24 protein-coding genes and 3 pseudogenes are annotated in these 22,987 nt (G+C 60.5%); 22 read left to right on the top strand and 5 right to left on the bottom strand.

What is annotated here, in order from left to right; all coding sequences use genetic code 11:
• Positions 1-44: 44 nt before the first annotated feature.
• The 11 genes and pseudogenes from ACHMW6_RS05260 to ACHMW6_RS05210 form a co-directional block, all read left to right on the top strand.
• Positions 45-260 (top strand): annotated as a pseudogene (locus tag ACHMW6_RS05260) (MFS transporter); the annotation flags it as partial.
• A gap of 181 nt (positions 261-441) precedes the next feature.
• Positions 442-621, top strand: coding sequence for a hypothetical protein (locus ACHMW6_RS05255; RefSeq protein WP_395406106.1), 180 nt, complete (start codon positions 442-444; stop codon positions 619-621).
• A 10-nt stretch (positions 622-631) separates the two neighbouring features.
• Positions 632-1,279 carry a hypothetical protein gene (locus ACHMW6_RS05250; protein WP_395406105.1) on the top strand — a complete coding sequence of 216 codons (648 nt, stop codon included), beginning with the start codon at positions 632-634 and terminating at the stop codon, positions 1,277-1,279.
• Between the two features lie 302 nt (positions 1,280-1,581).
• Positions 1,582-1,791: a cold-shock protein gene (locus ACHMW6_RS05245; RefSeq protein WP_395406104.1), complete on the top strand. Its 210-nt coding sequence runs from the start codon at positions 1,582-1,584 to the stop codon at positions 1,789-1,791.
• A 541-nt stretch (positions 1,792-2,332) separates the two neighbouring features.
• Complete coding sequence (locus ACHMW6_RS05240; RefSeq protein ID WP_395406103.1) at positions 2,333-2,551, top strand: cold-shock protein; 219 nt, start codon at positions 2,333-2,335, stop codon at positions 2,549-2,551.
• Between the two features lie 897 nt (positions 2,552-3,448).
• Entirely contained in the window at positions 3,449-3,766 is a 318-nt protein-coding gene (locus ACHMW6_RS05235; RefSeq protein ID WP_395406102.1) for a hypothetical protein, read from the top strand.
• Between the two features lie 21 nt (positions 3,767-3,787).
• The gene (locus ACHMW6_RS05230; RefSeq protein ID WP_395406101.1) at positions 3,788-4,036 is read left to right on the top strand and encodes a hypothetical protein; all 249 of its coding nucleotides are present in this window, start codon (positions 3,788-3,790) and stop codon (positions 4,034-4,036) included.
• Between the two features lie 74 nt (positions 4,037-4,110).
• Complete coding sequence (locus ACHMW6_RS05225; protein ID WP_395406100.1) at positions 4,111-5,184, top strand: diguanylate cyclase; 1,074 nt, start codon at positions 4,111-4,113, stop codon at positions 5,182-5,184.
• A gap of 205 nt (positions 5,185-5,389) precedes the next feature.
• On the top strand, positions 5,390-5,689 hold the full coding sequence (locus ACHMW6_RS05220) for a hypothetical protein (RefSeq protein WP_395406099.1): 300 nt from the start codon (positions 5,390-5,392) through the stop codon (positions 5,687-5,689).
• Positions 5,690-5,719: 30 nt separating this feature from the next.
• Entirely contained in the window at positions 5,720-6,043 is a 324-nt protein-coding gene (locus ACHMW6_RS05215) for a hypothetical protein (protein ID WP_395406098.1), read from the top strand.
• Between the two features lie 1,107 nt (positions 6,044-7,150).
• Complete coding sequence (locus ACHMW6_RS05210; RefSeq protein ID WP_395406097.1) at positions 7,151-7,360, top strand: cold-shock protein; 210 nt, start codon at positions 7,151-7,153, stop codon at positions 7,358-7,360.
• Between the two features lie 116 nt (positions 7,361-7,476).
• Here the strand turns inward: ACHMW6_RS05210 and ACHMW6_RS05205 are convergent, their stop codons facing one another.
• The 3 genes from ACHMW6_RS05205 to ACHMW6_RS05195 all read right to left on the bottom strand — a co-directional run bounded on the left by ACHMW6_RS05205 (position 7,477) and on the right by ACHMW6_RS05195 (position 9,846).
• The gene (locus ACHMW6_RS05205) at positions 7,477-7,869 is read right to left on the bottom strand and encodes a PleD family two-component system response regulator (protein ID WP_395408537.1); all 393 of its coding nucleotides are present in this window, start codon (positions 7,867-7,869) and stop codon (positions 7,477-7,479) included.
• A 1,042-nt stretch (positions 7,870-8,911) separates the two neighbouring features.
• Positions 8,912-9,652: a substrate binding domain-containing protein gene (locus tag ACHMW6_RS05200; RefSeq protein ID WP_395406096.1), complete on the bottom strand. Its 741-nt coding sequence runs from the start codon at positions 9,650-9,652 to the stop codon at positions 8,912-8,914.
• Entirely contained in the window at positions 9,652-9,846 is a 195-nt protein-coding gene (locus ACHMW6_RS05195) for a LysR family transcriptional regulator (protein WP_395406095.1), read from the bottom strand. The genes ACHMW6_RS05200 and ACHMW6_RS05195 overlap by 1 nt, the downstream gene beginning before the upstream one ends.
• Positions 9,847-9,955: 109 nt before the next feature.
• On the opposite strand from ACHMW6_RS05195, the gene ACHMW6_RS05190 reads away from it, so the two are divergent.
• The gene (locus ACHMW6_RS05190) at positions 9,956-10,441 is read left to right on the top strand and encodes an NADPH-dependent F420 reductase (protein WP_395406094.1); all 486 of its coding nucleotides are present in this window, start codon (positions 9,956-9,958) and stop codon (positions 10,439-10,441) included.
• Positions 10,442-10,625: 184 nt separating this feature from the next.
• Positions 10,626-11,510: pseudogene (locus tag ACHMW6_RS05185) on the top strand (alkene reductase).
• Here the strand turns inward: ACHMW6_RS05185 and ACHMW6_RS05180 are convergent.
• Positions 11,415-12,062: a DUF2442 domain-containing protein gene (locus tag ACHMW6_RS05180; RefSeq protein ID WP_395406093.1), complete on the bottom strand. Its 648-nt coding sequence runs from the start codon at positions 12,060-12,062 to the stop codon at positions 11,415-11,417. The pseudogene ACHMW6_RS05185 and the gene ACHMW6_RS05180 overlap by 96 nt on opposite strands.
• Positions 12,063-12,396: 334 nt before the next feature.
• Complete coding sequence (locus tag ACHMW6_RS05175) at positions 12,397-13,179, bottom strand: helix-turn-helix domain-containing protein (RefSeq protein WP_395406092.1); 783 nt, start codon at positions 13,177-13,179, stop codon at positions 12,397-12,399.
• 129 nt (positions 13,180-13,308) lie between these two features.
• Here ACHMW6_RS05175 and ACHMW6_RS05170 point away from each other — a divergent pair, with 129 nt between their 5' ends.
• The 9 genes and pseudogenes from ACHMW6_RS05170 (at position 13,309) to ACHMW6_RS05130 (ending at position 22,975) form a co-directional block, all read left to right on the top strand.
• Positions 13,309-14,193 (top strand): 4-hydroxyphenylpyruvate dioxygenase, encoded by an 885-nt coding sequence (locus ACHMW6_RS05170; RefSeq protein WP_395406091.1) that lies wholly within the window; start codon positions 13,309-13,311, stop codon positions 14,191-14,193.
• Positions 14,190-15,035 (top strand): shikimate dehydrogenase family protein, encoded by an 846-nt coding sequence (locus tag ACHMW6_RS05165; protein WP_395406090.1) that lies wholly within the window; start codon positions 14,190-14,192, stop codon positions 15,033-15,035. The genes ACHMW6_RS05170 and ACHMW6_RS05165 overlap by 4 nt, the downstream gene beginning before the upstream one ends.
• Positions 15,032-15,918 (top strand): annotated as a pseudogene (locus ACHMW6_RS05160) (sugar phosphate isomerase/epimerase family protein). The gene ACHMW6_RS05165 and the pseudogene ACHMW6_RS05160 overlap by 4 nt, the downstream one beginning before the upstream one ends.
• An 8-nt stretch (positions 15,919-15,926) precedes the next feature.
• Positions 15,927-16,391: a type II 3-dehydroquinate dehydratase gene (aroQ, locus tag ACHMW6_RS05155; RefSeq protein ID WP_395406089.1), complete on the top strand. Its 465-nt coding sequence runs from the start codon at positions 15,927-15,929 to the stop codon at positions 16,389-16,391.
• The gene (locus ACHMW6_RS05150; RefSeq protein WP_395406088.1) at positions 16,391-17,569 is read left to right on the top strand and encodes a Bcr/CflA family efflux MFS transporter; all 1,179 of its coding nucleotides are present in this window, start codon (positions 16,391-16,393) and stop codon (positions 17,567-17,569) included. The genes aroQ and ACHMW6_RS05150 overlap by 1 nt, the downstream gene beginning before the upstream one ends.
• 30 nt (positions 17,570-17,599) lie before the next feature.
• Positions 17,600-18,721, top strand: coding sequence for a porin (locus ACHMW6_RS05145; RefSeq protein ID WP_395406087.1), 1,122 nt, complete (start codon positions 17,600-17,602; stop codon positions 18,719-18,721).
• Positions 18,722-18,765: 44 nt separating this feature from the next.
• Entirely contained in the window at positions 18,766-19,068 is a 303-nt protein-coding gene (locus ACHMW6_RS05140) for a hypothetical protein (RefSeq protein WP_395406086.1), read from the top strand.
• Between the two features lie 17 nt (positions 19,069-19,085).
• The gene (locus ACHMW6_RS05135) at positions 19,086-20,099 is read left to right on the top strand and encodes an MFS transporter (RefSeq protein WP_395406085.1); all 1,014 of its coding nucleotides are present in this window, start codon (positions 19,086-19,088) and stop codon (positions 20,097-20,099) included.
• Positions 20,100-20,152: 53 nt separating this feature from the next.
• Positions 20,153-22,975, top strand: coding sequence for an ATP-binding protein (locus ACHMW6_RS05130; protein WP_395406084.1), 2,823 nt, complete (start codon positions 20,153-20,155; stop codon positions 22,973-22,975).
• Positions 22,976-22,987 lie beyond the last annotated feature (12 nt).

Below are 22,987 nucleotides of genomic sequence, written 5' to 3'. Positions count from 1 at the left end.
ATGGGCCCTACCTCATCGAGCACGGTCGAGCCAAGATGAAATCAATGGACGGCTTGGCGTCAGGAGAGGTCCAAGAGTCGCAGCAATTGGCGCCTTGGGCGGCGGTAGCTGCGGTCGGAATTGGCGCATTTGCGCTCGTTACTTCCGAGTTCTTACCCGTCGGTCTGCTTCCTCAAATTGCGCAAGATCTAAACGTATCGCCGGGTCAAGCAGGTCTCTTAGTAACGCTGCCAGGCATTATTGCTGCCGTGATGGCACCGCTGCCAGATCCGAACTATCGACGCAACTCACCAGCCTGCCCTTGCACGGTTCTGCCGAACACCTGCTGCTTCAATTCGAACAGCGCGCAGCTCTCCCCGGCGAGCGCTCCTGAATACGTGCGTGCGATAACTGATGATGGTCCATAACGCTCGTACACTTGCGTGCAAGGAGGCTATCATCATGGACCATCTGAACACCCGCTGCGCCCCGGGCCGCGGCCGCATTGACGTACACCCACACCGCGCTGTCGATGACTGGACCAAAGAACTGGGCGTGGCAGCGGATCCGTTCTTTAAGCTGGTCAAGGAATTGCTAGGCAGCGCTCAGGCCGTGCGCGGAAAACTGGGCCATCAGCATTAGCGAGGCCGCCGTGTTGACCATCGACTCGGTCCGTCCGATGCTATTGGGCGAGCCACGCAGCGCACCGCAAGATCAGGATGATTATTTGGTCGAGCCGAAGTTCAATGGCTATCGTGTCATGGCAGAGTTCGGCGAAGGTGAGTGCCAGCTGCGCACGCGGAACGGCACGGACTGCACCAACTGGTTCAAGGAGGTCAGCGATGCCCTCGCCGAGCTCGCGTGCGGAAAAACCATCGTCGATGGCGAGATGTGCGTGCTTGACGTCTTCGGTCAAAGCAACTTCGATGCCTTACAGGCGCGCGCCAGTATGCGGCGTTACACAGAAGGCGCTGCTGCAGTGACCTACTGCGTTTTCGATCTGCTAATGGAAAACGGAGAAGACATTACCACCACACCGCTTGTCACGCGCAAGGCCCATCTTGCCCAACTGTTTGAAGCACACCGACCGACGCACGCGCTGTATTTCCAACACCTCAGCCAGAATGACGTACCTATTCCGATTTCCTGGCTGCATGCCCAGACCATGCAACCCCAGCCTGAAGGTATTGTGGCCAAACGCGCTAGCTCTACCTACCGGCCCGGCGAACGCAGCGCCGACTGGTATAAGCTCGAGCGGTCAGGCGCCGTGCCCGCGGGGCACGCGAAGTACAAGGCATGATTGCGCGCACCTTCCTGGTGACGATGCTTTGCGCGGAGTTCGCCGCACTCCAGCCCTGACAGAGCGCTACCGCTACAGGAACATCGCCCCACGTCCAGCTGATCCACGACAAAAATACGAAATCATTAGGTGAATCGGCGGAAGTCCTGTATGTTGTGGCTGGCACTACATCAAGTCGTCGTTATTGTTGGTCTTTCTCTCCCGTGTCGCCCTCGCGCGGTCCTGTTTGATGCCTTCCGTTATCCCTCTTGGTCGAATGTGCACCGGGCGTCTTGCCCATGCATTTACAAGGATCTTTAAAAATGGCTACTCAAACCGGCACTGTGAAATGGTTCAATGACGCGAAAGGCTTCGGCTTTATCACCCCTGATGCAGGCGGCGCCGATCTATTTGCTCACTTCCAGGATATCCAATCGAACGGCTTCAAAAGCCTGTCCGAAAATCAACGCGTTTCGTTTGAACGCTCGAACGGGCCGAAAGGCGAAAAGGCCAGCAACATCTGTGTCATTTAAAAACGCGAGATGATGCACGGCACCAAGGGAGTATCGTGGAAGCTGACATGAAAGGCGCGCGGCATGTCACTTTGCCCGAGGCGGTGTACAGGCACGACGGCCCCGCGTTGCGCCTGCGCGCATCGCAATCCTGAAGACTCAAGGCGGCCGCGTAGTTGCGGGACACATCATGCATGGCACCGCCCAGATCGGGGATGAGGCGTCACGAGTGAAGCACGGGACGGTCTGAGCGTCAAGCTTGTGCATCGTTGAACCTAGCTGTCCCAATCCGTCCGCTTGCTGCACCCCGTAATAAAAGCTTTGAAGCCGAGGCCTATCAGGCCAGCGCGATGCTAGAAACAGTCGGCATGCCTCAGCAACTTACCTAGAGTCGGACACGATTAGGCGAATTCTGGATTTTCCTACACTGCCACTTCTATTTCGGTTCTTTGTCACCATCCTGTTTCCTTCCTGTTGGGCCCCTGCGCCATTCCTGTCCGATCCTCGATCACTGGCTCTACCTGGGAATTGGACCCGTTCGTCTAAAACAAGGAGCACTTACATGAGTACGCATACAGGAACTATCCATTGGTTTAGCAGGTTAAAGGGGATCGGGCGGATCCGGCCCGATGCCGGAGGATATGATGTCAGTGCCGAAATAGAGGACTTCGTCGTAGAACAAAAAACTGAGAGCCTCGAAGAGAAGCTGGTCTCTTATGAGGTCGAGGAGTGCGCGTATGGCGCGCGTGCAGTCAATATCCACATAGTGCAGCGTCTGTGAGCGCGGCGGGATTGTCGCCACCGGAAGCAGTCGCGACGCGTACCGTCACTACGGACGCTGATTCCGATCACATCCGATTTGTCGCCGTCCGGCGGACAATGGTGCATGCAATAAGACTAGCCGATAGCAGGTTCTGAACGCTACTCAGGATGAATTGTCGTACCTTATTTGGGGGGGAGCGCATGCCAGCCAAGCTTGCCATCATATCTCATGTCGAAGTAACCAAACTGAGGACGAGCGCTTGGCTAATGCAATGCGCAGCCGATTGTCATGAGATCGATTAGCCTAAAAGCAGAATCCTGCGTCAACTACCTCTTCGGTCGAGTTAAGAATTCTACCAATTGATTTCAACACTCAGGGTCAATCGCTGAAAGTGAGCGCCGCATAAACCGTAACGCGCATTGCGCCCCTGCGCGCGATGGAGTCTCATGTACGAGTCCTGCGCCAGCATCTAGGTAATCGTGCGGCTTGGAGTAGTCGCGTTACTCTGAGAAATAGAACGAATCTCGATTCTAGAAAGCTCGTCAGCTGACAGTAGTGTTAAAGCCAATGCAGTGTCAGTGGTGCTGCGCGCATTCAATATCAAGTATTGGACCACAATCTCTATGGCCTCATGATTGCTTGGACAGCTTTCGTGTGCGCCAAGACATACTTGCACAGTACCGTGGGTGTCCAGGAATTGAATTCGCCAAAGGGACATGTAGGTCATCTTTACCGCAATGTGTTTCGCTGGCGCTGCAGAGTGTCACCGCAGCTTGTCGCGAAGGGAAGACGATTAAGCTTGGCCGGCCTCTGGCGGTTTTTGCTCTTAGCGTTCCCGCGAATGCCCCCGCTTGACCGACACTTGTATGGGAATAAGCGTACACTCGATGCAAGTCGTAAATCAGGAGAAGCACCATGGATGACGCTGGACAAGAGGTTTCTTTCCATGGGCTGCCACTGAGCGCAGAGCAGGAGTCAGAACTTCAGCACTATATTCATCAACGGCTCAGGCGCGGCTTACTGCCTGATGCTGCGGAGTTGCGAAGCATGGTACTGGACATGCTGGAGCCGCCATTGGCAGACGGAGGGTCGGAAGGCTCAGTAGCGCCAGAGGCTCTGGCTGACGCGGAGCGCGCGGCTGGGCTGGTCCACGACAGCGGCGATCCAATTACGACACGCGAAGAGCGCATTGCGGCCGGCGAGTTCGAAGCAATGAAACATCAACGAACTTAGCAGATCACAGGAAAGACAGCGATGATCGAACGCCAAAGACGCAATGATATCTGCACTGCAAAGGCGGTGGCGCGCGGCCTGAACATTCTGGCCGTGCGCAATCGGTCGCTGGCGCAGAAGTACATGGAATACCGGCGCGTTCCCTCGGCCGTGATCACGAGAGTCCTCGACAAGCCGCTGTTGCGTCGCGCACCGAGTACCGATCAATTGGAATCGGAGGCGATTACGCCATCATCTCCGCAGCAGCCAGAGGACACCGAGGAATTCTGAACGTGCCAGCTACACCGACAACCGGCTCGGTTACAGTTGCCGAGGAGATGATTGACTGAGGAGGCCAAAACACCATGAGAAAGTGTCAGGTGGAAGCCCGGCAACTTGCCCCTGCCCAGTTACGCATACTATTGACTCTAGCACGTGAGCTACTCCAGACCGACGAGACGCAAGGTTCGCTCACACTGATCGGCAGCGCCCTGGCGGAGTTGGTACGGCTCGAATCGGCGTTGCTGTTGCTACGCAGCGACCGGGTGGAAGTCTTCGAGTTCGACAGGCACGGTGTCGCGCGTTCCGCCGGAACTGGACATCCGCTGTACCATGCCGCTGTGCACTTGATAGGTGAAGCGGCATTCGCTGCGGATGAGCAGTCTAAGGGCGAGCAGCATCTGGAATACGGCGAGCCCCGCACGCTTGTGCTGGCGGTGCCTGCGCAGGCTGCGGTTGCTGTCCTCGCCGTCAACTGGAACCGTGACCTGGACGCAACCACGCAGGAGGCGTACAAGAGGACTGTATTGTTTATTCTGGAGTTGGCTGCGGCAGCGCTCGGTCGGATCGAGGCGCACCGCATACTGAAGTGCCTTCTGCACGAACAGAGCCTGAAGATTGCCAACACGTCCGTTACCCATGCTGAAGAACTGAAGCAACGGGACGAGGCGGTAAGCGAAATGCGGATGTTGTCGCTGACCGACGTCTTGACCGGCTTGTACAACCGGCGCGGCTTTTTCTTGCAGGCAGAACAAATCCACAAGCTTGCGCAGCGCAAGCGCACGAAAAGCGCCGTCATCTTCGCCGACATCGACGGGCTGAAGAGTGTGAACGATGCACTGGGGCACGATGTCGGCGACGCCATGATTCGGGATGCCGCACTCGTGTTCCGGCAGTCGTTTCGCCACGCCGACGTTGTAGCGCGACTGGGTGGCGACGAATTTGTGGCGTATACCCTTGACGACGAGCAGCCTGAAGTCATCCTGGCGCGTATTCAGGCCAACCTGCATGCACTCAATTTAATGCAGGAACGGCCGTACAGCGTTTCGATCAGTACCGGCGTCGTCCTGGTCGATTCCAGTGCCGACCAAACGCTATCTCATTATGTTCTTCAGGCAGACGAGCAAATGTATGCCCAAAAGCATAGTCGCTCGCATTGAACCGAATGTCGCCCCCGCTGCATGCGCTGCCGAAATCGCTAGGTCATTACAGATGCGAGAGTATAGTGTCCAAAGCCTCAAGTCACTTTGAGGTGCGTCAGGCAAGCGCATGGTGCGTCTTGTCTATTGTGCGCAAGGAAGCCAGGCTTGCTCGTCGCCACTTTCTTTCCTTGAAAGCGCCAGAAATCGAGTGATGGAGAGCACAATGCGCCGCCAATCGACATCGTGGTTTCATGGCTGGAAAATTACCCTCAGATGCGCGGAATTCCACTGCGACGATGGCAAGCTCAGGTATGCGTCCACTGTCATACTCAGACATCTACCACCACCATTGGATCGTAACAGTCTGCATTGGCCTAAAGAGATCAGGCATACGATCATCTTTCCGGACGAGGCATTTGAGACGCAGGAGGAAGCCAATGACGATGCAGCGGCAAGAGGCAAGCGTGAAGTCTTGGTGTTGAATGGACGCGGGTTTGAGCGTCAGCTTGCCGGCGAAACTTGAGTACGGTGTGGTCTCGGATAGGGAGTCCTCATGAAACTGAACTTTGTTGTCCCACCTGGTGCAGAGGCCCATCTCAATGTCTCGGTATGTAAGACGATTGCACAGATATCGATTCGGGGCGGCCGCTCGGTGCTTGACCGCGAGTTCAAGTATTCCTTGGAGTTCCCTGGCAATCTTTGGCACAAGGAAATGAGTGAGTCCGACAAATGCGATGATGCAGCACGCGTCGCGATTGCGCACTGGTTGGGGTGCGGCGGTCAACAGCTTGAAACGCTGCACTTGGTTTGCGACCAGGACTCGCGGCGCTGGACTGGACGTTTGACTGACAAAGTGGTGGCACATGTCCCACCATGAATTTGTAGCTCACCAAAGCTCCGGCCTCGCTTCGGACGGGAGCAGCCGCCTTGACAGGCGGCTCGACGCTGCCCTTGCCATGATCGTCGACACAGGTTTTGAGCTGAACTTTAACAAGGGCTTTCGGATCGCAGGAGAGTACCTCCGCGCGCAGGGCGTTCCGCCTAGCGTTGTCACTCGCGTGATCAACTATGCCACGCACCGCGCAGTGATAGAGTGTTTGCCGACGGTGGTTGCGTCGCAGCTTCGGTCAGTGAACCGCCACCCAGTCGCGGGAGAACAATTGCTCGCCGATACTGAGCGTGCCTTTTAGAGCGTGAAGGATTCAGTTACTCGTCTACAGTAGGAAACAGGCACTTTTCAGCGCCCGCCTGCATGCGCAAAAGGATTGCGCAATTAAGTGCTCATCACCCATGCTACTTCGCGAAGCCGCACTATCATTACGGCGAGGTGTGAAGCTAAAGTATTCCTCTAGTGAGCGCATTCCCAGCTTTGGGTGTCCGTACGATGGGGCGACGGCGTTTCGATCCCGACATCAGGCGAACAACAGTCGCCGCATCGATGCCCGCAATCTCCAGCAGCGCTCTTGCATCGTGAGGGTGGCGAACTGCATGCAATAACGCTTGGTCGATGATACTGGAAAGGCTACGATTCAAGCGCGGCTGCGGAAAAGTTCGGACGAGGCTGACAGGACGGCCGGGTGGAGTCATCACAGTTTCCCCTTGGAGGGTGGCGTGGTGCTGGCCCAGCATGACAGCATTGTCCGCGCCTGAGCGAACAATCTGCATCGCGGTTATCGGACATGCTTTAGCGTCGCTAACAGCGTCGGCAACACGCCGTGACTTCGCACTGAATCGGCGCTGTTCTTGCCGCGTTGGCAGCGCACGCCATGCTCATAAGCTTTGCACGCCGCGTGAGGGATCAAAAAAGCTAGGGAACGCGCCGGTTTAGGTCTACACTGAACTGGCATGTCGTCAAGTCAAAGCGTTGTTGGCCCCTTCCTGTCGCTCCCTCACGAGCTATTTCAGATTGAATCCTTCAGTTAGCGCCTCCTGATCTGCGACGCGTTTTGGACGAAACGTCCCTCACAACAGAAGGAGCAATATCATGGCGGTACAGACCGGCACAGTTAAATGGTTCAACGACGCAAAAGGCTTCGGGTTTATTACGCCAGATGGCGGGGGAGCCGACCTGTTTGCACATTTTCAGGACATCCAGACCGACGGGTTCAAGAGCCTGAAAGAAAATCAACGCGTCTCGTTTGAGAAAGGCGCAGGCCCCAAAGGAGACAAAGCGACCCACATCAGGATCGTTTAAGCGGGTCGACTGCCTGGCGAGCTGCCCAGGGCCTGCGTTAATAGGGCACGTTTTGCCGGAGGTATAGGCGCTAAGCCCGTTCTATGCAATGCGCTTTGGCGCCGAACAAATTCATGTTAATTCGGCGCGATGCCACTCTGTCGTGCTGATCGGGCAAGATCGATTGCCGCAAGAAGTTGCCGAATGTCGGTCGGCTTAGCCAGGACGATACTAAAGCCAGCGTTAAGTGCTTGCTGCGCTACGCCCGAGTCTGACCAGCCGGTTAATGCAATCATGATGGGGCATCGCGCGCCATATATTGCGCTCAGGGATTCGGCCACATCGAAGCCACTCATGCCAGGCATGGCCAAATCACAAATGACGACCTCTGGCAAATGGCGCCCGACAGCGGCGATGGCATCCCTGCCGTTGCACGCACAATGCGGTATTCGGTCATGTTGAAGCATCAGGCTGAACAGAAGATCTGCTACCTCGTGGTTATCGTCCACGATCAATATGCTGTTTGCCATCGCGTCCACATATTGTTGCGCGCTTTCAGGTCGCGTAAACCTGCATGCTCGACGCACGTCGCGCAGCTGAGCCAACATCATACTAGCTATTGAAATATTGCTCGCAGGACGGGAGGTGGTAAGGCTGTAAGATAGCGCCTACAGATCTGTTGCCCCTACTCCGCATCGAGCACCCATGCGGGATATTCGCAGTGCCGCGGTTTCGTGGTCGCGGTAGGCCCTCGTGGCTCATCAGCGGACAGCAGCGCGCCGGTCCAATGGCGTATGTGGTCTCATAAATGCCGAAGTGAGATAGCGACGAGGCACCGGTCTACTCCGCAGCAGGGCTTCGTCCTTGTTTAGCCGTGCACGGCATTACAACAAGGAGGGGCAATGTCGACACAACGTTATAGAGGATATCTAATCGAAGTACGCTACTTTGGCCAACTCGCTGATTATGGCTACATGAGCACGATTACTGCCGGCCATAGCATCGAGCGAGATCCGGAAAAGGTCGCAATAAGCACTGCGTCATTTACAACGGGAACTGCCGCCGAAGACCATGCGTTTTCAAGCGCACGAGCGTGGATAGAATCTCATCCGGCACCGTGGACGTGGCGTTAGCGGTGGATGTGCTTATGGTCCTCAGTAAACGAATAGGCGGGCGTTTCTTCAGTTAGGCGATGGGCTTTGGCGCGAATGCGGGAAATCGTTCTGACAAGGGGCGTGCTCAAGACACCTTTCGTTGAGTTGATTCCAATTTGTTACCTCTACCAGGTCAGCAGTGCGCCAACTAAAATCCTAAGATCATAGACTGAATTTACAGACCTCCGACGCCAGTCAGGTGGAGAACGGGGCAATCGAGAATCTTAAATAGTCGACATGCTCTACAGGGCAGAGCCCATCCACGCAAATTAGTGGACCTGGCCCGCGAGTTCTAGGCTCCGCTGTTTTCCTCCCAGGACAGGTCACGGTCAAGAACCGTGATGATCTCACTAAGACCTCGCTTATACCTTGGTTCGCCTGGACGACCACGACATCATCCACGGCCGCAAAGCAGGACTCAATGACTAGCTGCCGACCCGTAGAATTTTTCATCATAGTGTTGGCGCGCAAACTCCTCTTTAACGAAGTCGATGAATGCCCGTGACTTGGCCGGCATCAGGTTGCGGGTGCTGTAGAACAGCGACACCTTCCCTGCATCTACCCACCAATCGGGCAAGAGTCTCACCAGGGAGCCATCAAGAAGCCCAGGAAGCGCGTCCGGCACGACCAACAGGCCGACGCCCATTCCAAGCCTCGCAGCCTGAATCACGCCAACGGCATCGTTGACGATAAGCGACTCACGTAGCTCAGCCACTGCCTCCTGGTTTTCAGCATTACGCATTGTCCATTGGCGAACTCGCCCCTGGTTGCTGCTTCTGATCACGATGCCTTCGAGCGCGACAAGTTCAGTCGGATTCTTTGGTACATCGTGTGTGGCCAGGTAGCTGGGCGATGCGACTGCAATCAGGTGCGCCGGCGCCAGAGGAACTGCTACCAAACCTTCTCCGCGTCCTATACCCCCGCCTACCGTAACGTCAAACCCTTCGGCGACGATGTCCACCTGGCGATTTTCAAGGTGCCATTCCACGCGCAGATTCGGATAGCGCTCCCTCATTGCTGGGAGCATAGGCATCAGGTAATTGAGACCAAAGGCTGTGGGGGTGCTGATCTTGAGAAGGCCGGAAGGGCCAGTGTTCACATTTCCCACTTGCGACAGCGCCGCCTGTAGTACGTCCAAGCTGCTGCCCATATTGGCCATCAGTTGCTCTCCGCCTCCGTCAAACTGAGCTTGCGCGTGGTGCGCTGGAACAGCCTAACCCCAAGGTTCCGTTCAAGCATGGCGACATTTCGGCTGATAGCGGTGGGGGTCAATCCAAGACGCCGGGCAGCCGCTGAGAAGCTGCCAGTCTCAGCACTGCGAATGAAAGACTCTAGGTTCGACAGGGTTTCCATAACTGATTTTACACGAACAGTGGAAAGTATTACCAATGATTACCTACTAATCATGAGGCATTTAAAGCGGCACACTTACTCCATCAACTAACCCACTAAGGAGTAAGTCATGAAATACGCAATCATCGGCTCTGGCGCAATCGGTACCGCAATCGCACGTCAATTCGCTCGCCAAGAACTGCAAGTTCAAGTGGCCAACACTCGTGGCCCAGAAAGCCTGAAAGCGCTGGTCAACGAACTGGGATCGGCCATTGTTCCCACTGAGCTGAAAGAGGCCCTGAACGCTGACATCGTCTTCCTGGCCGTACCGTTCGACGCGGTAAAAGCAGCGCTGAAAGATGCTCCAGCCTGGAACAATCGCATCATCGTCGACACCACCAATGCCATCGACTTCAAAGATTTCTCGCCTGCCGATCTGGCTGGTCGTCCATCCTCCGACATCGTGGCCGAAGCTGCGCCAGGTGCACGCTTGGTCAAGTCCTTCAACACGATGTTCGCCAACGTACTGGCTCGCAAACCTGACGATGCCAAAGGCCGTCGCGTGCTGTTCCTGTCGGTAATGACAAGGACGCGAACAAAACTCTCGCTGACCTGATTGAGCGCTTCGGCTATGCGCCGATCGACCTGGGTCCTATCGCTGGCGGTGGCCTGCTGCAGCAGTTCGGCGGCCCGCTGACCACCCATAGCCTGATTCAGCAACGCCAAGGCGGCGCCTCGCTGCCTGAAATGGATGTGATCGAAGCCTAAGCAACCATCACACCATACCGACGGAGAAAGCCATGCCATCACTGTTTGATTCAATCCAATTGGGCGCGATCTCTGCACCAAACCGTGTATTGATGGCCGCACTCACGCGCGGTCGTAACTCACGGGACCACGTACCCACCGAAATGATGGTGCCTTATTACCGGCAACGGGCGAGCGCTGGCCTCATCATCTCTGAGGCGACGGGTATCAGTCGCCAAGGCCTTGCGGCTGGCCGTACACTGAAGCGCGTGCTCTGCGCACTGAGGAAATACCAGGCATCGTGGACGACTTTCGCCGAGCTGCTCGCAATGCTCTCTCGGCCGGCTTTGACGGTATCCAGTTGCACGCCGCAAACGGCTATCTACTGGATCAGTTCATGCGGGATAGCAGCAACCATCGCAATGATGCCTACGGTGGCAGCGTTAAGAATCGCATTCGCCTTCTCCGCGAAGTCACTGACGCCGTCGCTGCCGAAATCGGTGCCGATCGCACCTCTGTGCGCCTTTCTCCAAATGGCGAGATCCAAGGCGTTGATGACGAGCCAGCCGGAAGTTTTGTTCACCGCCGCCGCGAAAGCTCTGTCCCACATCGGCATCGCCTTCCTCGAGATCCGCGAGCCAAGCGCACCTAGCAAGGACAAGATGCATCCGACGATATTGCGCGCTCCCATCGCGCCGTTAATTCGCGAAGTCTTTAATGGCCCTCTCGTCTTGAACACCGGCTATGACGGAGTTTCGGGACAGGCAGCTCTGGATTCCGGCTTGGCTGACGCTGTCGCATATGGCCGGCCTTTCCTGGCTAATCCCGATCTGCCGCATCGGCTAGCGGTCGGCGCCGAGCTGAACCAAGACCACGAGGTCACTTGGTATAGCCTCAGTGAGCAAGGCTATCTCGACTACCCAACACTCGGAAAATAAAAACCCCGGCGGCGTCTCACCTTGGCTGAGCGTGGCGTGGTGGCACTGCGAAAGGGCCCGTGAGTGATGGGCCCTAGTTTCGCTGCGCAAGTTTACTTCACTCTGCCCGTAGCGACGGTGCGAATACCAGCGCATAACAACTGCGCGTCGAAGGGGCAACTGGTCACAGACTCTACGTGTGGACGACCGAAAAAGCGGCCCAGCAAAGACAGTGCCATCGCCGCCCATCTTGCCCATTTGCGAAGCCATCCAGCGTTTTGATCCCAGAAATCCCTCCAATAAAGCCGGTATGTAGAGATCGGCATCGAGTTTTGGGAAATGCACGCCCAAGCCTGAGGGGCTGATCTGCGCCTCTGCGAGATCGGCCGGAACCGCCTTCTCAAGGCCCTGCACATCACGTGGCGCAAATGCGAGCTGTAGACCAGACGCCAAGGTAATGACGACACGTGACACGCGACGATCGTAACGTACCGCTATCGCCGGCGGAAACGCAGCCTTCAAAGCTTCGGCCCGACTATTTGCAGCTTCAAACTCGTCGTCAGTCAATTTCATGAATTTGCCCCGAGCTAACGCACAACCGCGGAATCTCCACGGCCAACACATCGACAATCTTCCCTATTTGCTTCCTTGAGAAACCTGGTTTTCCCGCAGTTCCGGCGGCCCGTGTGCGCAGTTCAGATTGAATACGGCCTCACAACCATTGCCTTGGACTTGAACATGCGCAGGGCGATGATCATTACGGAAAGATGACTACGCGGAGCCGGCCGATTGTCAACACTGTAGGCGTCGTAGCAGAAACCTAAGCCGCTTGGGTTATGACAGAAATCACTTATCTGGCTTAACTCAAGAGCTTATGCCTGCCTGGACGCGACCGCCATGCGCCTGATCAAACCCACAGCATCACGGTGTTCGCGGTCTCCTGCAGCGCGGGCACGCAGCGCGCAGTGGCTTCGGCGCGAGAGCAGCTGGCGATGCTCATCGAAACCGACAAAGCGCCGAGCAGCTCGCCGCGGCGGCTTTGACCGGCACCGAGATGCCGCGCATGCCGACCACGTACTGGTTCTCGGTGACGCCGAAACCGGCCTGGCGAATCGCCAGCAGTTCGCGCAGCAATTCGTCCTTGTCGGTCACGGGTCATGTGGGTATAGGCCACCAGCTCGACGCGCGCGAGGTAGGCGTGCAGTTCGTCATCCGGAAGTGCTGACAGCAGCACGCGGCCGGCGGTGGAGGTGTAGGCGGGCAAGCGGGTGCCAGGGTCGAAGCCGGGCGTGAGCACGCGCGGGGCGTTGACGCGGCTGACGTAGACCACGTCGTCGCCTTCCAGCACGGAGTAGTTGGTGGATTCCTGAAGCTGCGCGGTGAGCCGTTGCAGATAGGGCACGATGGCGCGCGGCAGGCGTGCCGAGTCCAGGTAGGAGTGGCCCAGGGACAGTACCTTGGGCGTGAGCCAAAACTGGCGCCCATCCGTCTCCGCCATGCCAACGTGCACCAGCGTGAGCAGATAACGCCGCGCCGCACTGCGCGTCAGCCCGACCTTCTCCGACAATTCACTGGCGCTGAGGCGCACCGATTCGTCGCTGAAGGCGCGAATCACTTCCAGCCCTTTTACCAGCCCCTCGATCAGGTCGCGCTTGGCGACTTCCACATCCTGCAGCGCCTGCGGTCGCATAATTTTCACCGTTTTGCGCGATTATCGCGCACCGTGGGCGATTATCGCATTATTCGCGGTTTTCGGGCCTGTTTTTCAGGGCCGCCCTTTTCTACACTCGTCAGCAACAAACCATCAAACGAGGAGACCATGAGGGCACAAGAACACCATCCCGAGCCGAATAATCCACTCGGCATCGACGGGATCGAATTCATCGAATACGCGAGCGCGGAGCCGCTGGCCTTCGGCGCGCTGCTGGAACAGGCGGGCTTTGTCGCCACCGCCCGCCACCGCTCGCGCGAGGTGACGCTGTACCGCCAGGGCAGCATGAATGTGATTGTCAACGCCGATCCGCGCGCACTGCAGCAGTCCGGCACCGAGCCCCGCTCCACTGTCGTCAGCGCCATCGCCCTGCGCGTGCGCGACGCCGATGCCGCCTACCGCCACGCGGTCGATCACGGCGCCTGGGCAATCCAGACCCGCGCCGGCGTGATGGAGCTGAACATCCCCGGCGTGCATGGCCCGGGAGACTCCATCCTCTACTTCGTTGACCGCTTCGACGATTTCTCCATCTACGACGTCGACTTCAAGCCGATCCCGCACGCGCCGGCCACTGCGCCCGCAATGGCGGACATGCACTTCTTCGGCGTGGTGCAGGCCATCGGCGCCGGTCGCGCGCCCGAATGGATCGACTTCTACCAGCAGCTGATGGACTTCCGTCCGCTGCCTGAAGGCCGCTACTTCGGCGTGGTGCCCAAGGGGACGCTACTGGAGAGCCCCTGCCACAGCTTCTACCTGCAGCTGGTCGAGCCGCCCGAAGGCGCCGCCGGCCTGCAATGGGGCGAACAGCTGATCCGCGTTGCCTTCGGCGCGCCGGACGTGCCGGCCGCCGTGCGCGCGCTCAAGCAGCGCGGCATCGTCTTCATCGACCGCGAACCCGCGCAAGCCAGCGAAAAGGGAGCGTTGACCCAATTGTACAAAGGCGGCGTCAGCTTCGAGCTGGTGGCCAGCCACCTGAAGGAGCAGCAGCAATGATCGAGATTTCCGGAACCACGCGCATCTTCCCTGTGATCGGCTGGCCGGTCGAGCAGGTCAAGGCGCCCGCTCTGTTCAACGCCTACTTCCAGCGCCACGGCATCGACGCGCGCGTGGTGCCGCTCAAGGTGAAGCCCGAAGCGTATGTGGACGCGGTGCGCATGCTGATGTCCTTCGAAAACGTGGGCGGCATTTTCGTCTCGATTCCGCACAAGCCGGCCAGCGTTGGCGCGGTGCAGCAGGCAACCCGCCGCGCCATGCTGGCCGGGTCCTGCAACGCCATCTACAAGGACGCAGCCGGTGTGCTGACCGGTGACCTGATCGACGGCGAAGGCTTCATCCGCGCCTTCGACCGTACCTGTGCAGGCCAGGGACCGAATCCCGCCACCTCGCGCGCCTTGGTAGTCGGCACCGGCGGCGTGGGCTGCGCAGTGGCTTATGCGCTGGCCGAACGCGGTTTCTCGCAAGTCGCCATCTGCGACACCCGCCCGGAACAGGCGGTGGCCCTGCAGGCCCGTTTGCAGCAAGCCTTCCCCGCCGTCCAGATCCTGATCGGTACGCCGCAGGCGGCCGGCTTCGACGTGGTGGTCAACGCCACGCCGCTCGGCATGCACGCGGACGACGCCGTGCCCATCGACTTGCAGGACGTGTCACCGAACTGCATCGTGGCCGATTGCGGCATGAAGATCGAGATGACGCGCCTGCTGCGCCAGGCGCAGGAGCTGGGTTGCCGCATCCAGAAAGGCAAGGAAATGCTGATCGAACAGGCGCCGCTCTACCTCGAGCACTTCGGCTGGCCGGGCGTCTCTTCGGACGCATTCCGCGCGCTGGAGGCACTGTGAATCTCTCCAACTTCGGCATGGACAGCATCACCCTGGCCGGTCCGCTGGAAGCCAAGCTGCGCGCCTCGCAGGCGCTGGGCTTCTCGCAGATCATGCTGTGGGCGCGTGACCTGGCCGGCCATCCCGGCGGACTGGATGAAGCGGTACGCATCGTGCGCGACAGCGGCGTGCGCGTTACCGGCATCCAGGTCATGCGCGACTACGAAGGCCTGAGCGGCGCGCTGCACGACTACAAGTTCGACATCGCCAAGCAAATGCTGCTGGTGTGCCAGGCCGTCGGCGCCCCGCTGCTGATGGTGTGTTCCACCACGTCCAGCCACGCCAGCGGCGACATCAACCTGGTCGCGCGCCAACTGGCAAAGCTGGCGACGGCGGCGGTGCCGCTGGGCGTACACGTCGGCTTCGAGGCGCTGTCCTGGGGCCGCCACATCAACCAGTACGAACAATCGTGGGCCGCGGTGGAACTGGCCGACCACGCCAACCTGGGTGTGGTGCTGGATTCCTTCCACATGCTGGCCAACGGCGCCGATCTCGATGGGCTGGCGGACATCCCCGCCCACAAGATCGCGATGGTGCAGCTGTCCGACTTCATGTGGCGCGAAATCCGCAGCGCCGAGGAACGCCTGGAAACTGCGCGCCACCTGCGCGTTTTCCCGGCGAAGGCGCGCATTCGGCCGAACTGGCCGACTTGCTGCGCCGTCTCGACCGTGGCGGCTACCGTGGCGACTACAGCTTCGAAGTCTTCAACGACGACTACCTGCAGCTCTCGCCCGAGATCGTTGCAGGGCGCGCCCACCGCTCCGCCAAATGGGTGACGGACCAGATACTGCGCCGCAGCCTGGAAGTACGCCGTCCCGCCCATGGCCACCCCGTGATGGCGTGAGGAAGATCATGACGCAATCCGTGATGGTCCTGAACGGACCAAACCTGAACCTGCTGGGCCAGCGCGAGCCGGGCATCTATGGCGCGCACACGCTGACCGACGTTGAAGGCCTGTGCCGCAGCGCCTGCGCCCAGCACGGCATGACGCTGGAATTCCGCCAGTCCAACCACGAAGGTGTGCTGATCGACTGGCTGCACGAGGCAGGCGCCGCCCAGGCGCGCGGCGAACTGGCGGGCGTGGTCTTCAATGCCGGCGCCTACACCCACACTTCAGTGGCGCTGCACGATGCCATCAAGGGAGCGCAGGTCAAGGTGATCGAGCTGCACATCTCGAATGTGCATGCACGCGAACCGTTCCGCCACCACTCCTATCTGTCGCCCGCCGTGCAGGGCGTGATCGCCGGTTTCGGCGTGCATGGCTACCAGCTGGCCATTGCCGCCCTGGCGATGGACAAACAGGCGGAGGTTAAGTGATGCGTGCGCCGTCCCTGGGCCTGATCCTGGTGCTGCTGCTCGCCACGCAGACAGTGGGCAGCGACCTGTATCTGCCGGCCTTGCCGCAGATCGCCCAGGAGCTGGGGCGCAGCAGCGGAGAGGTGCAATCGACGTTGACTGCCTTCGTGCTGGCCTTCGGCCTGTCGCAGCTGGCAGCCGGTCCGATCGCAGACCGCTACGGCCGTCGCATTACCTTGCTGTGGGGCCTGGCCCTGTACACGGCAGCCGCATTGACTTCGGCGCTCACTTCCGACTTCGGCATGCTGCTGGCCAGCCGCACGGCGCTGGGCGCGGGCGCCGCCGCCTGCGTCGTCGGCGCCCGCGCCCTGATCCGCGACAGCTATCCGGGCGCTTCCGGCCTGCGCGTGATGGCCCGCAGCATGGGCGGCATGGCCGCAATTGGCGCCTGCGCCCCTGTGCTGGGCGGCTGGGCCGCGCAAACGCTTGGCTGGCATGCGGCGAATGCCGCGGTGGCCGTCTTCGGTGCGCTGGCCTGGCTCGTGGTGTACTGGCGCCTCGCCGATACCCATGTGCGCAGCGCGGCGACGGCCGGCGGTGCACTGCGCGACTTGCTGGCGGCGCCGCAGTTCCTTTACTCGTCGCTGCTGGCGGGCCTGAGCTACAGCGGCGCCCTGGTATTCCTGCTGCTGTCGCCGTTCATCTTCATTGAGCACTTCGGCATGTCGCGCACGGCATACGGCGTGCTGCCCGCCGCCTGCACACTCTCCTTCCTGTGCGGGACGGTGCTGTGCCGGCAAGCGCTGCGGTGCTGGAGCGTACCGCACACGGTGCGCATCGGCGCCTGCCTGTCGCTGCTGGGCGGCGCATCGCAACTGCTGCTGTGGCGCAGCCCCTGGCACTCGGTCTGGACCCTGGCGGTGCCGCAGTGCCTGTACATGCTGGGCCACGGCTTCCACCAGCCCTGCGGACAGGCCGGGGCCGTGGCGCCCTTCCCGGCCAATGCCGGACGGGCGGCAGCGCTGTCCGGTTGCATCATCACCGGCCTGGCCTTTGCGGCAGGCCAGCTGGCGTCAGCCAGCAACTGGCCGCCGGCGGAAACGCTGGTGGCCTGCATGGCAGGGCTGAGCGCCCTGCTCGGAGTAACGGCCTTTGGCGCCATACCGAGGGCATACAGGCCCGCCGGCGCCACGAACTGATAAAACAAAAACCACAGCAACGGAGACAGTATGAAGAAGCAGCTATGCCTGTTGGCAGGGCTGGTGGGCGGCGCCGCGTCGGCGCAATCGCTTTCCCAGACCACTATCTACGGGAATTTCGATGAACATGTGGGCTATATCCACAGCAGCAGCGGCGCCAGCATCACGGGCCTGAACGACGGCGCCATCCTGCGCAGCCGGCTCGGCGTGCGCGGTGGCGAAGACCTGGGCGGCGGCCTTCAGTTCAAGTTCACGCTGGAACAGGGCTTCGCCGCCGACACCGGCGCCATGGCCGACAGCGCCCGCCTGTTCGACCGCCAGGCCTGGATCGGCGTCGCGGGCTCATTCGGCGAATTCCGCATTGGGCGCCAGAACACGGAAATCTTCCTGATCGGCGGCGCCATCGACTATACCGACCGCACCACCTTCGGTTCGCTGTTCAACACCTTCGGCATCCCGTCGCGCTACGACAACGACCTCTATTACAAGTCGCCGCGCCTGCAGGGAGCCCAGCTCACGCTGCATTACGCGCTGCCGGAAAATGCGGGCAAGGCGGATGACGGCCCCGTGCTGCAGGCCGCGCTTGACTGGCAGGCCGGCCCCTGGCGCATCGGCTACGTGGGCCTGAGCGCGCGTCCGAACGGCGCCACGGCCACGGTGCGCAACCACGTCGTTTATCAGAACCTTTACCTGAACTACCAGTACAGCAAGGGTAAGGTCTACCTGGCGCTGGGGCGCAGCAATAACAGCACCGCCAGCGACAAGGGCTACAACGCGGCCGCTATCCTGAGCAATATCAGCGTACCCAATAACTACTTCGCCGGCACGGACGTCAATGCCGCGCGCTACTACAACATGGCGCAGGTATCGGCCGACTACCGCATCAGCCCTCAGTTGCGCGTGGGGGCGCTGTACGGCGTCCTGCACGACACTTCCGGCGGCGGCGCCAGTGCAAGGGGCTTCAATGCCGGCGCTTATTACGACTTGTCGAAGCGCACCACGCTTTACGGCTTTGCCAGCCGGCTGTCCAACGACAGCAAGGCCGGATTCCGCTTCAGCGGATCTGCCGGCCCCTCGGCCAACCTGTCCGGTGCAGACGTGAATGGACAAAAACTGACCGGTCTCCAGGCCGGCATTCTGCACCGGTTCTAGCCCGCACTTTCACTTATCTATAATTCAGTTCTTGGAGGGACGCAATGTCGACCGCAACCGCATCCGGGCAGGCCACGCCGCAGGCAGCCGCCACGCACCAAACCAACCGCTCACCGCGCAAGGCCGCGCTGGCCAGCTGGATAGGCAGCGCCGTGGAGTACTACGACTTCTTTATCTACGGGACCGCCGCCGCCCTGGTGTTCGGCAAGATCTTCTTCCCGGCCTTCGACCCGGCCGCAGCTGCCGTTGCCGCCTTCGCCACCTTTGGCGTGGCCTACATCACGCGTCCGATTGGCGCCGTCATGCTGGGCATATCGGCGACAAGTACGGCCGCAAGAAAGTACTGACCTTCACCCTGCTGCTGATGGGCGTCTCAACTTTCCTGGTTGGCATGCTGCCCACCTATGACCAGGCGGGGATCGCTTCGCCCATCATGCTGGTGGTGCTGCGCATGCTGCAGGGCGTGTCCGCCGCCGGCGAGCAGGCCGGCGCCAACTCGATGACGCTGGAGCACGCGCCGTCCAATCGCCGCGCCTTCTTCACCAGCTTCACGCTGAGCGGCACGCAGGCGGGTCTGATCCTGGCCACGCTGGTCTTCCTGCCCGTGTCGGCGCTGCCGGAAGAGCAATTGCTGGCCTGGGGCTGGCGCATTCCCTTCTTCCTCAGCGCGGTGGTCGTGATTGTCGGCTTCTGGGTCCGCCGCACGCTGCCGGAAACGCCGGCCTTCGAGGAGGATACTTCGCACAAGTCGGACAAGCTGCCGCTGGCCGTGCTGTTCCAGCAACACAAGGCCAACCTGCTGCGCGTGATCTTCGCCGCGCTGGTGTCGGTGGTGAGCACGATCTTCAGCGTGTTCACGCTGTCCTACGCCGTCAACACCATGCACATCCCCCGCTCCACCATGCTGACGGTGCTGGTGCTGGCGAACGTGCTGGCGCTCGGCGCGATTCCAGCCTTTGCAGCGCTGTCCGACCGCATCGGCCGCCGCCCGGTGTTCATCTTCGGCGCGCTCGGCTCGGCGGCCCTGATCTGGCCCTATATGTGGGCGATCAGCATCGTGAATATCCCGCTGATCTATGTGTTTGGTCTGCTGCTGTCCGGCATCGTGTACAGCGCCGCCAATGGCGTCTGGCCGGCGCTGTACGGCGAAATGTTCAGCACCCGAGTACGGCTTTCCGGCATGGCGATCGGCACCCAGATCGGCTTCGCACTGGGCGGCTTCGCGCCGACCATCAGCGCCGCCATCCTGCGTCCGGATGCCATGGGCTGGGTGCCGGTGGCGGCCTTCGTCACCTGCACTTCCGCGATTTCCGCCCTGTCCGTGTGGAGCGCGCGCGAAACCTGCCGCGTGCCCATGCACGAACTGGGAAGCCGGTAACCCTGGCTCCGGGTTGTGAGATGATTACGCCAGATGCCCTCTGGCGTACGCTCATGACACCCGATAATCCGACGCCCTCGGTGGAAAAGGAATATTTTTTCGGTCCCTTCCACTTCATCCCCGGCCAGCAGCTCCTGCTGTGCGAAGAGACGCCGCTGCGTGTCGGAGGCCGGGCGCTGGCGATCCTGGAAGTCCTGGTCGGACAGCCGGGCGAGATTGTCAGCAAACGGGATCTGTTCGCGCGTGTGTGGCCCAGGACCGTGGTCGAGGAAAGCAATCTTAAAGTCCATATCGCGGCGCTGCGCCGGGCGCTGTCGGACGGCGGGCGCGAAAGCCAGTACATCGCAACAGTCAGCGGCAGGGGCTACCGCTTCGTAGCTCCGGTGATCCAGCAGAACAAGCCAGCGTCCACATTGCCGCTGCCGGCCTGCTGGGAGCAGAGCAACAAGCTGCCGCTACCCTCGACTCGCATGGTTGGCCGGGAGGAAAATGTCGCCGCGCTGCTGCGCATGATGGAGCAATCGCGGCTGGTGAGCATCGTGGGGCCGGGCGGCATCGGCAAGTCCACGCTGGTGCTGCAATTGGCCGAGAGCTACATCGCGCAAGCCGGTATCGATGTCTGTTTTGTGGACCTCGCGCCTTTGTCCGGCCCACAGTTCCTGACGGGTGCCGTTGCCACTGCCCTCGGTCTCTCCATCCATTCCGGCGACGGCATGCCGGTCTTGCTGGCCAGCCTGCACGAACGGCAGCTCCTGCTGGTGCTCGACAGCTGCGAACACGTGATCGACGCTGCTGCGATACTCGTCTCCAGCATCACCGCCAGCGCGCCAGGAATCCAGGTGCTTACCACGAGCCGCGAGCCGCTAAGGGTTCCCGGCGAGCATGTCTACCGCCTGCCTGCGCTCGAATTTCCGTCGCGCGAGGAAATGCTGACAGCTGCTCAGGCCCTGGAGTATCCGGCCATCGCACTCTTCGCCTTGCGCGCGTCCCAATCGCTGGAAGAATATCTGCTGACCGACGCCGACGTGCCTGCCGTGGCCGAGATCTGCCGCCGGCTGGAAGGCATCGCGCTTGCGATCGAGCTGGCCGCTACACGCATGGATGCATTCGGTGTGCACGAACTCGCGGCGCGCCTGGACGACCGCTTCCTGCTGCTCAAGCGCGGCCAGCGCTCTTCCGTCGAACGCCATCGTTCACTGGACGCTGCCCTGGACTGGAGCTATGAGCTGCTGCCGGAAAATGAGCGAATCCTGCTGTGCGCCCTCTCCCTGTTTTCGGACAGTTTCACGCTCGATGCCGCAACGAAGTTCTGTGCGGACCTGATGGACGACGCCAACACCGTCATCGACGGCGTGGCGAACCTGGTGCATAAATCCCTGCTGTCGGTGGACATTGGCGGGCCGCGCGTCTGTTACCGGCTGCTCGACACCACGCGCGCTCACGCAAGGAACAAGCTTGAACTGCGTGGCGAGATGGCGGCCATGCAAAAGCGCCACGTGGAATTCCTTCGCGCCTCGCTTGAGCACACCGGTGCGGAGAGCGATGGCCGCTGCCTCGATGACGTGCGCAAGGCACTCTCGTGGGCCTTTTCACCTGAAGGCGACGCCTCTGTTGGTGCCGCCCTGACGATCGCCGCGGTGCCGCTGTGGATGCAGCTGTTGTTGCCGGAAGAGTGCTGCCGTTCCGTGGAGCTGGCGCTCTCCGGCGCTCCGCTGAGCGAACGCGACGAAATGAAGCTGCGGGCGGCCATGGCGACGGCCACCCTCTATGCGTCCGGCCCCGTGCCGGCCATATATGAAGCGTGGACACGCGTCCTTGAGCTGGCGGACACACATGGGGATCCCAAGTACCAGCAGCTGGCGTTATGGGGCATGGCCGTCTATCGCAGCTATTGCGGCGAAGCCGGCACGGTGTCCGCCCTGGCAAAGCGCTTCAGCGCGATAGCGGCAAGTAACGGCGACCATGCAGCTTTGGTCGGCATGGAGCGCCTGGTCGGCACCGCACTGCATTACGCCGGCGACCAGCATGCCGCGCGCAAGCATCTGGAAGCGATGTTGCAGCAGTATTCCGTACCGCTCGGCAGCTCGCTGATGGGGCGATTTCAGCTGAACCAGCGCAGCGCGGCGCTGGCGACACTGGCCGAGGTGCTCTGGCTGCAAGGCTTCCCGGACCAGGCGACACAGGCAATGCAGGCGGCGCTGCAGGAGGCGCGTGATGATGCCGGCCACCCGGAATCCCTGATGAACGCCATTTCGGGCGCCGCATTCCCGCTCGCCCAGCAGCTGGGCGATTACGCGGCAGCCGAAGCGCTACTGGAAGAATTATCCGGCTACCTGGCCAGGCATGCACAAACCTTGTGGGAGACTTTGAGAAACTGCCTCGATGCGACATTGCGCGCCCTGCGCGGCGAGCCCGCCGGACTCGCACTCCTGCACGCCTCCGTCAAGCAGTTGCAGGCGGGGGGATATCGCATGCAGTTGACCAGCCACCTGGGCCTGCTGGCCTCCATCCTGGGCGATCAGGGGCAACGCGATGCCGGCCTTGCCCTGATCGAGGAGGCGCTGGCGCTCTGTGAGGCGGGTGCAGCGAGATGGAACCATGCCGAGCTGCTGCGAATAAAAGGACATCTTCTGGAGGAACAGGCCCCTCCTCTCGCCGAACAGCTTTATCGCCAGGCGCTGGACCTGGCAAGGCAGCAAGGAGCGCCATCGTGGGAACTTCGCGCGGCGAACAACCTTGCGCACCTGAAGGCGCGGCAATGCGACAGGGCAGACTCGATAGAACTGCTGCGCGCCGTATTCAAGCGCTTCAGCGAAGGCTTCGAAACTGCCGACTTGCGCACGGCGCGCGGCCTGCTGGACCGCGCATCCGCGTGAAGAACGTCGCAG

This window comes from Pseudoduganella sp. UC29_106, assembly GCF_044055365.1.
Taxonomy (GTDB): domain Bacteria; phylum Pseudomonadota; class Gammaproteobacteria; order Burkholderiales; family Burkholderiaceae_D; genus Rugamonas.
The sequence above is the reverse complement of the archived record's forward strand: the minus strand, read 5'-3'. Positions and strand labels throughout refer to the sequence as shown.

What these genes read in the sequence shown, in the direction of transcription:
- ACHMW6_RS05255 (WP_395406106.1), top strand. Translation starts at nt 442, where the DNA reads ATGGACCATCTGAACACCCGCTGCGCCCCGGGCCGCGGCCGCATTGAC.
- ACHMW6_RS05245 (WP_395406104.1), top strand. Translation starts at nt 1,582, where the DNA reads ATGGCTACTCAAACCGGCACTGTGAAATGGTTCAATGACGCGAAAGGC.
- ACHMW6_RS05240 (WP_395406103.1), top strand. Translation starts at nt 2,333, where the DNA reads ATGAGTACGCATACAGGAACTATCCATTGGTTTAGCAGGTTAAAGGGG.
- ACHMW6_RS05235 (WP_395406102.1), top strand. Translation starts at nt 3,449, where the DNA reads ATGGATGACGCTGGACAAGAGGTTTCTTTCCATGGGCTGCCACTGAGC.
- ACHMW6_RS05230 (WP_395406101.1), top strand. Translation starts at nt 3,788, where the DNA reads ATGATCGAACGCCAAAGACGCAATGATATCTGCACTGCAAAGGCGGTG.
- ACHMW6_RS05225 (WP_395406100.1), top strand. Translation starts at nt 4,111, where the DNA reads ATGAGAAAGTGTCAGGTGGAAGCCCGGCAACTTGCCCCTGCCCAGTTA.
- ACHMW6_RS05220 (WP_395406099.1), top strand. Translation starts at nt 5,390, where the DNA reads ATGCGCCGCCAATCGACATCGTGGTTTCATGGCTGGAAAATTACCCTC.
- ACHMW6_RS05215 (WP_395406098.1), top strand. Translation starts at nt 5,720, where the DNA reads ATGAAACTGAACTTTGTTGTCCCACCTGGTGCAGAGGCCCATCTCAAT.
- ACHMW6_RS05210 (WP_395406097.1), top strand. Translation starts at nt 7,151, where the DNA reads ATGGCGGTACAGACCGGCACAGTTAAATGGTTCAACGACGCAAAAGGC.
- ACHMW6_RS05205 (WP_395408537.1), bottom strand. Translation starts at nt 7,869, where the DNA reads ATGGCAAACAGCATATTGATCGTGGACGATAACCACGAGGTAGCAGAT.
- ACHMW6_RS05200 (WP_395406096.1), bottom strand. Translation starts at nt 9,652, where the DNA reads ATGGCCAATATGGGCAGCAGCTTGGACGTACTACAGGCGGCGCTGTCG.
- ACHMW6_RS05195 (WP_395406095.1), bottom strand. Translation starts at nt 9,846, where the DNA reads ATGGAAACCCTGTCGAACCTAGAGTCTTTCATTCGCAGTGCTGAGACT.
- ACHMW6_RS05190 (WP_395406094.1), top strand. Translation starts at nt 9,956, where the DNA reads ATGAAATACGCAATCATCGGCTCTGGCGCAATCGGTACCGCAATCGCA.
- ACHMW6_RS05180 (WP_395406093.1), bottom strand. Translation starts at nt 12,062, where the DNA reads ATGAAATTGACTGACGACGAGTTTGAAGCTGCAAATAGTCGGGCCGAA.
- ACHMW6_RS05175 (WP_395406092.1), bottom strand. Translation starts at nt 13,179, where the DNA reads ATGCGACCGCAGGCGCTGCAGGATGTGGAAGTCGCCAAGCGCGACCTG.
- ACHMW6_RS05170 (WP_395406091.1), top strand. Translation starts at nt 13,309, where the DNA reads ATGAGGGCACAAGAACACCATCCCGAGCCGAATAATCCACTCGGCATC.
- ACHMW6_RS05165 (WP_395406090.1), top strand. Translation starts at nt 14,190, where the DNA reads ATGATCGAGATTTCCGGAACCACGCGCATCTTCCCTGTGATCGGCTGG.
- aroQ (WP_395406089.1), top strand. Translation starts at nt 15,927, where the DNA reads ATGACGCAATCCGTGATGGTCCTGAACGGACCAAACCTGAACCTGCTG.
- ACHMW6_RS05150 (WP_395406088.1), top strand. Translation starts at nt 16,391, where the DNA reads ATGCGTGCGCCGTCCCTGGGCCTGATCCTGGTGCTGCTGCTCGCCACG.
- ACHMW6_RS05145 (WP_395406087.1), top strand. Translation starts at nt 17,600, where the DNA reads ATGAAGAAGCAGCTATGCCTGTTGGCAGGGCTGGTGGGCGGCGCCGCG.
- ACHMW6_RS05140 (WP_395406086.1), top strand. Translation starts at nt 18,766, where the DNA reads ATGTCGACCGCAACCGCATCCGGGCAGGCCACGCCGCAGGCAGCCGCC.
- ACHMW6_RS05135 (WP_395406085.1), top strand. Translation starts at nt 19,086, where the DNA reads ATGGGCGTCTCAACTTTCCTGGTTGGCATGCTGCCCACCTATGACCAG.
- ACHMW6_RS05130 (WP_395406084.1), top strand. Translation starts at nt 20,153, where the DNA reads ATGACACCCGATAATCCGACGCCCTCGGTGGAAAAGGAATATTTTTTC.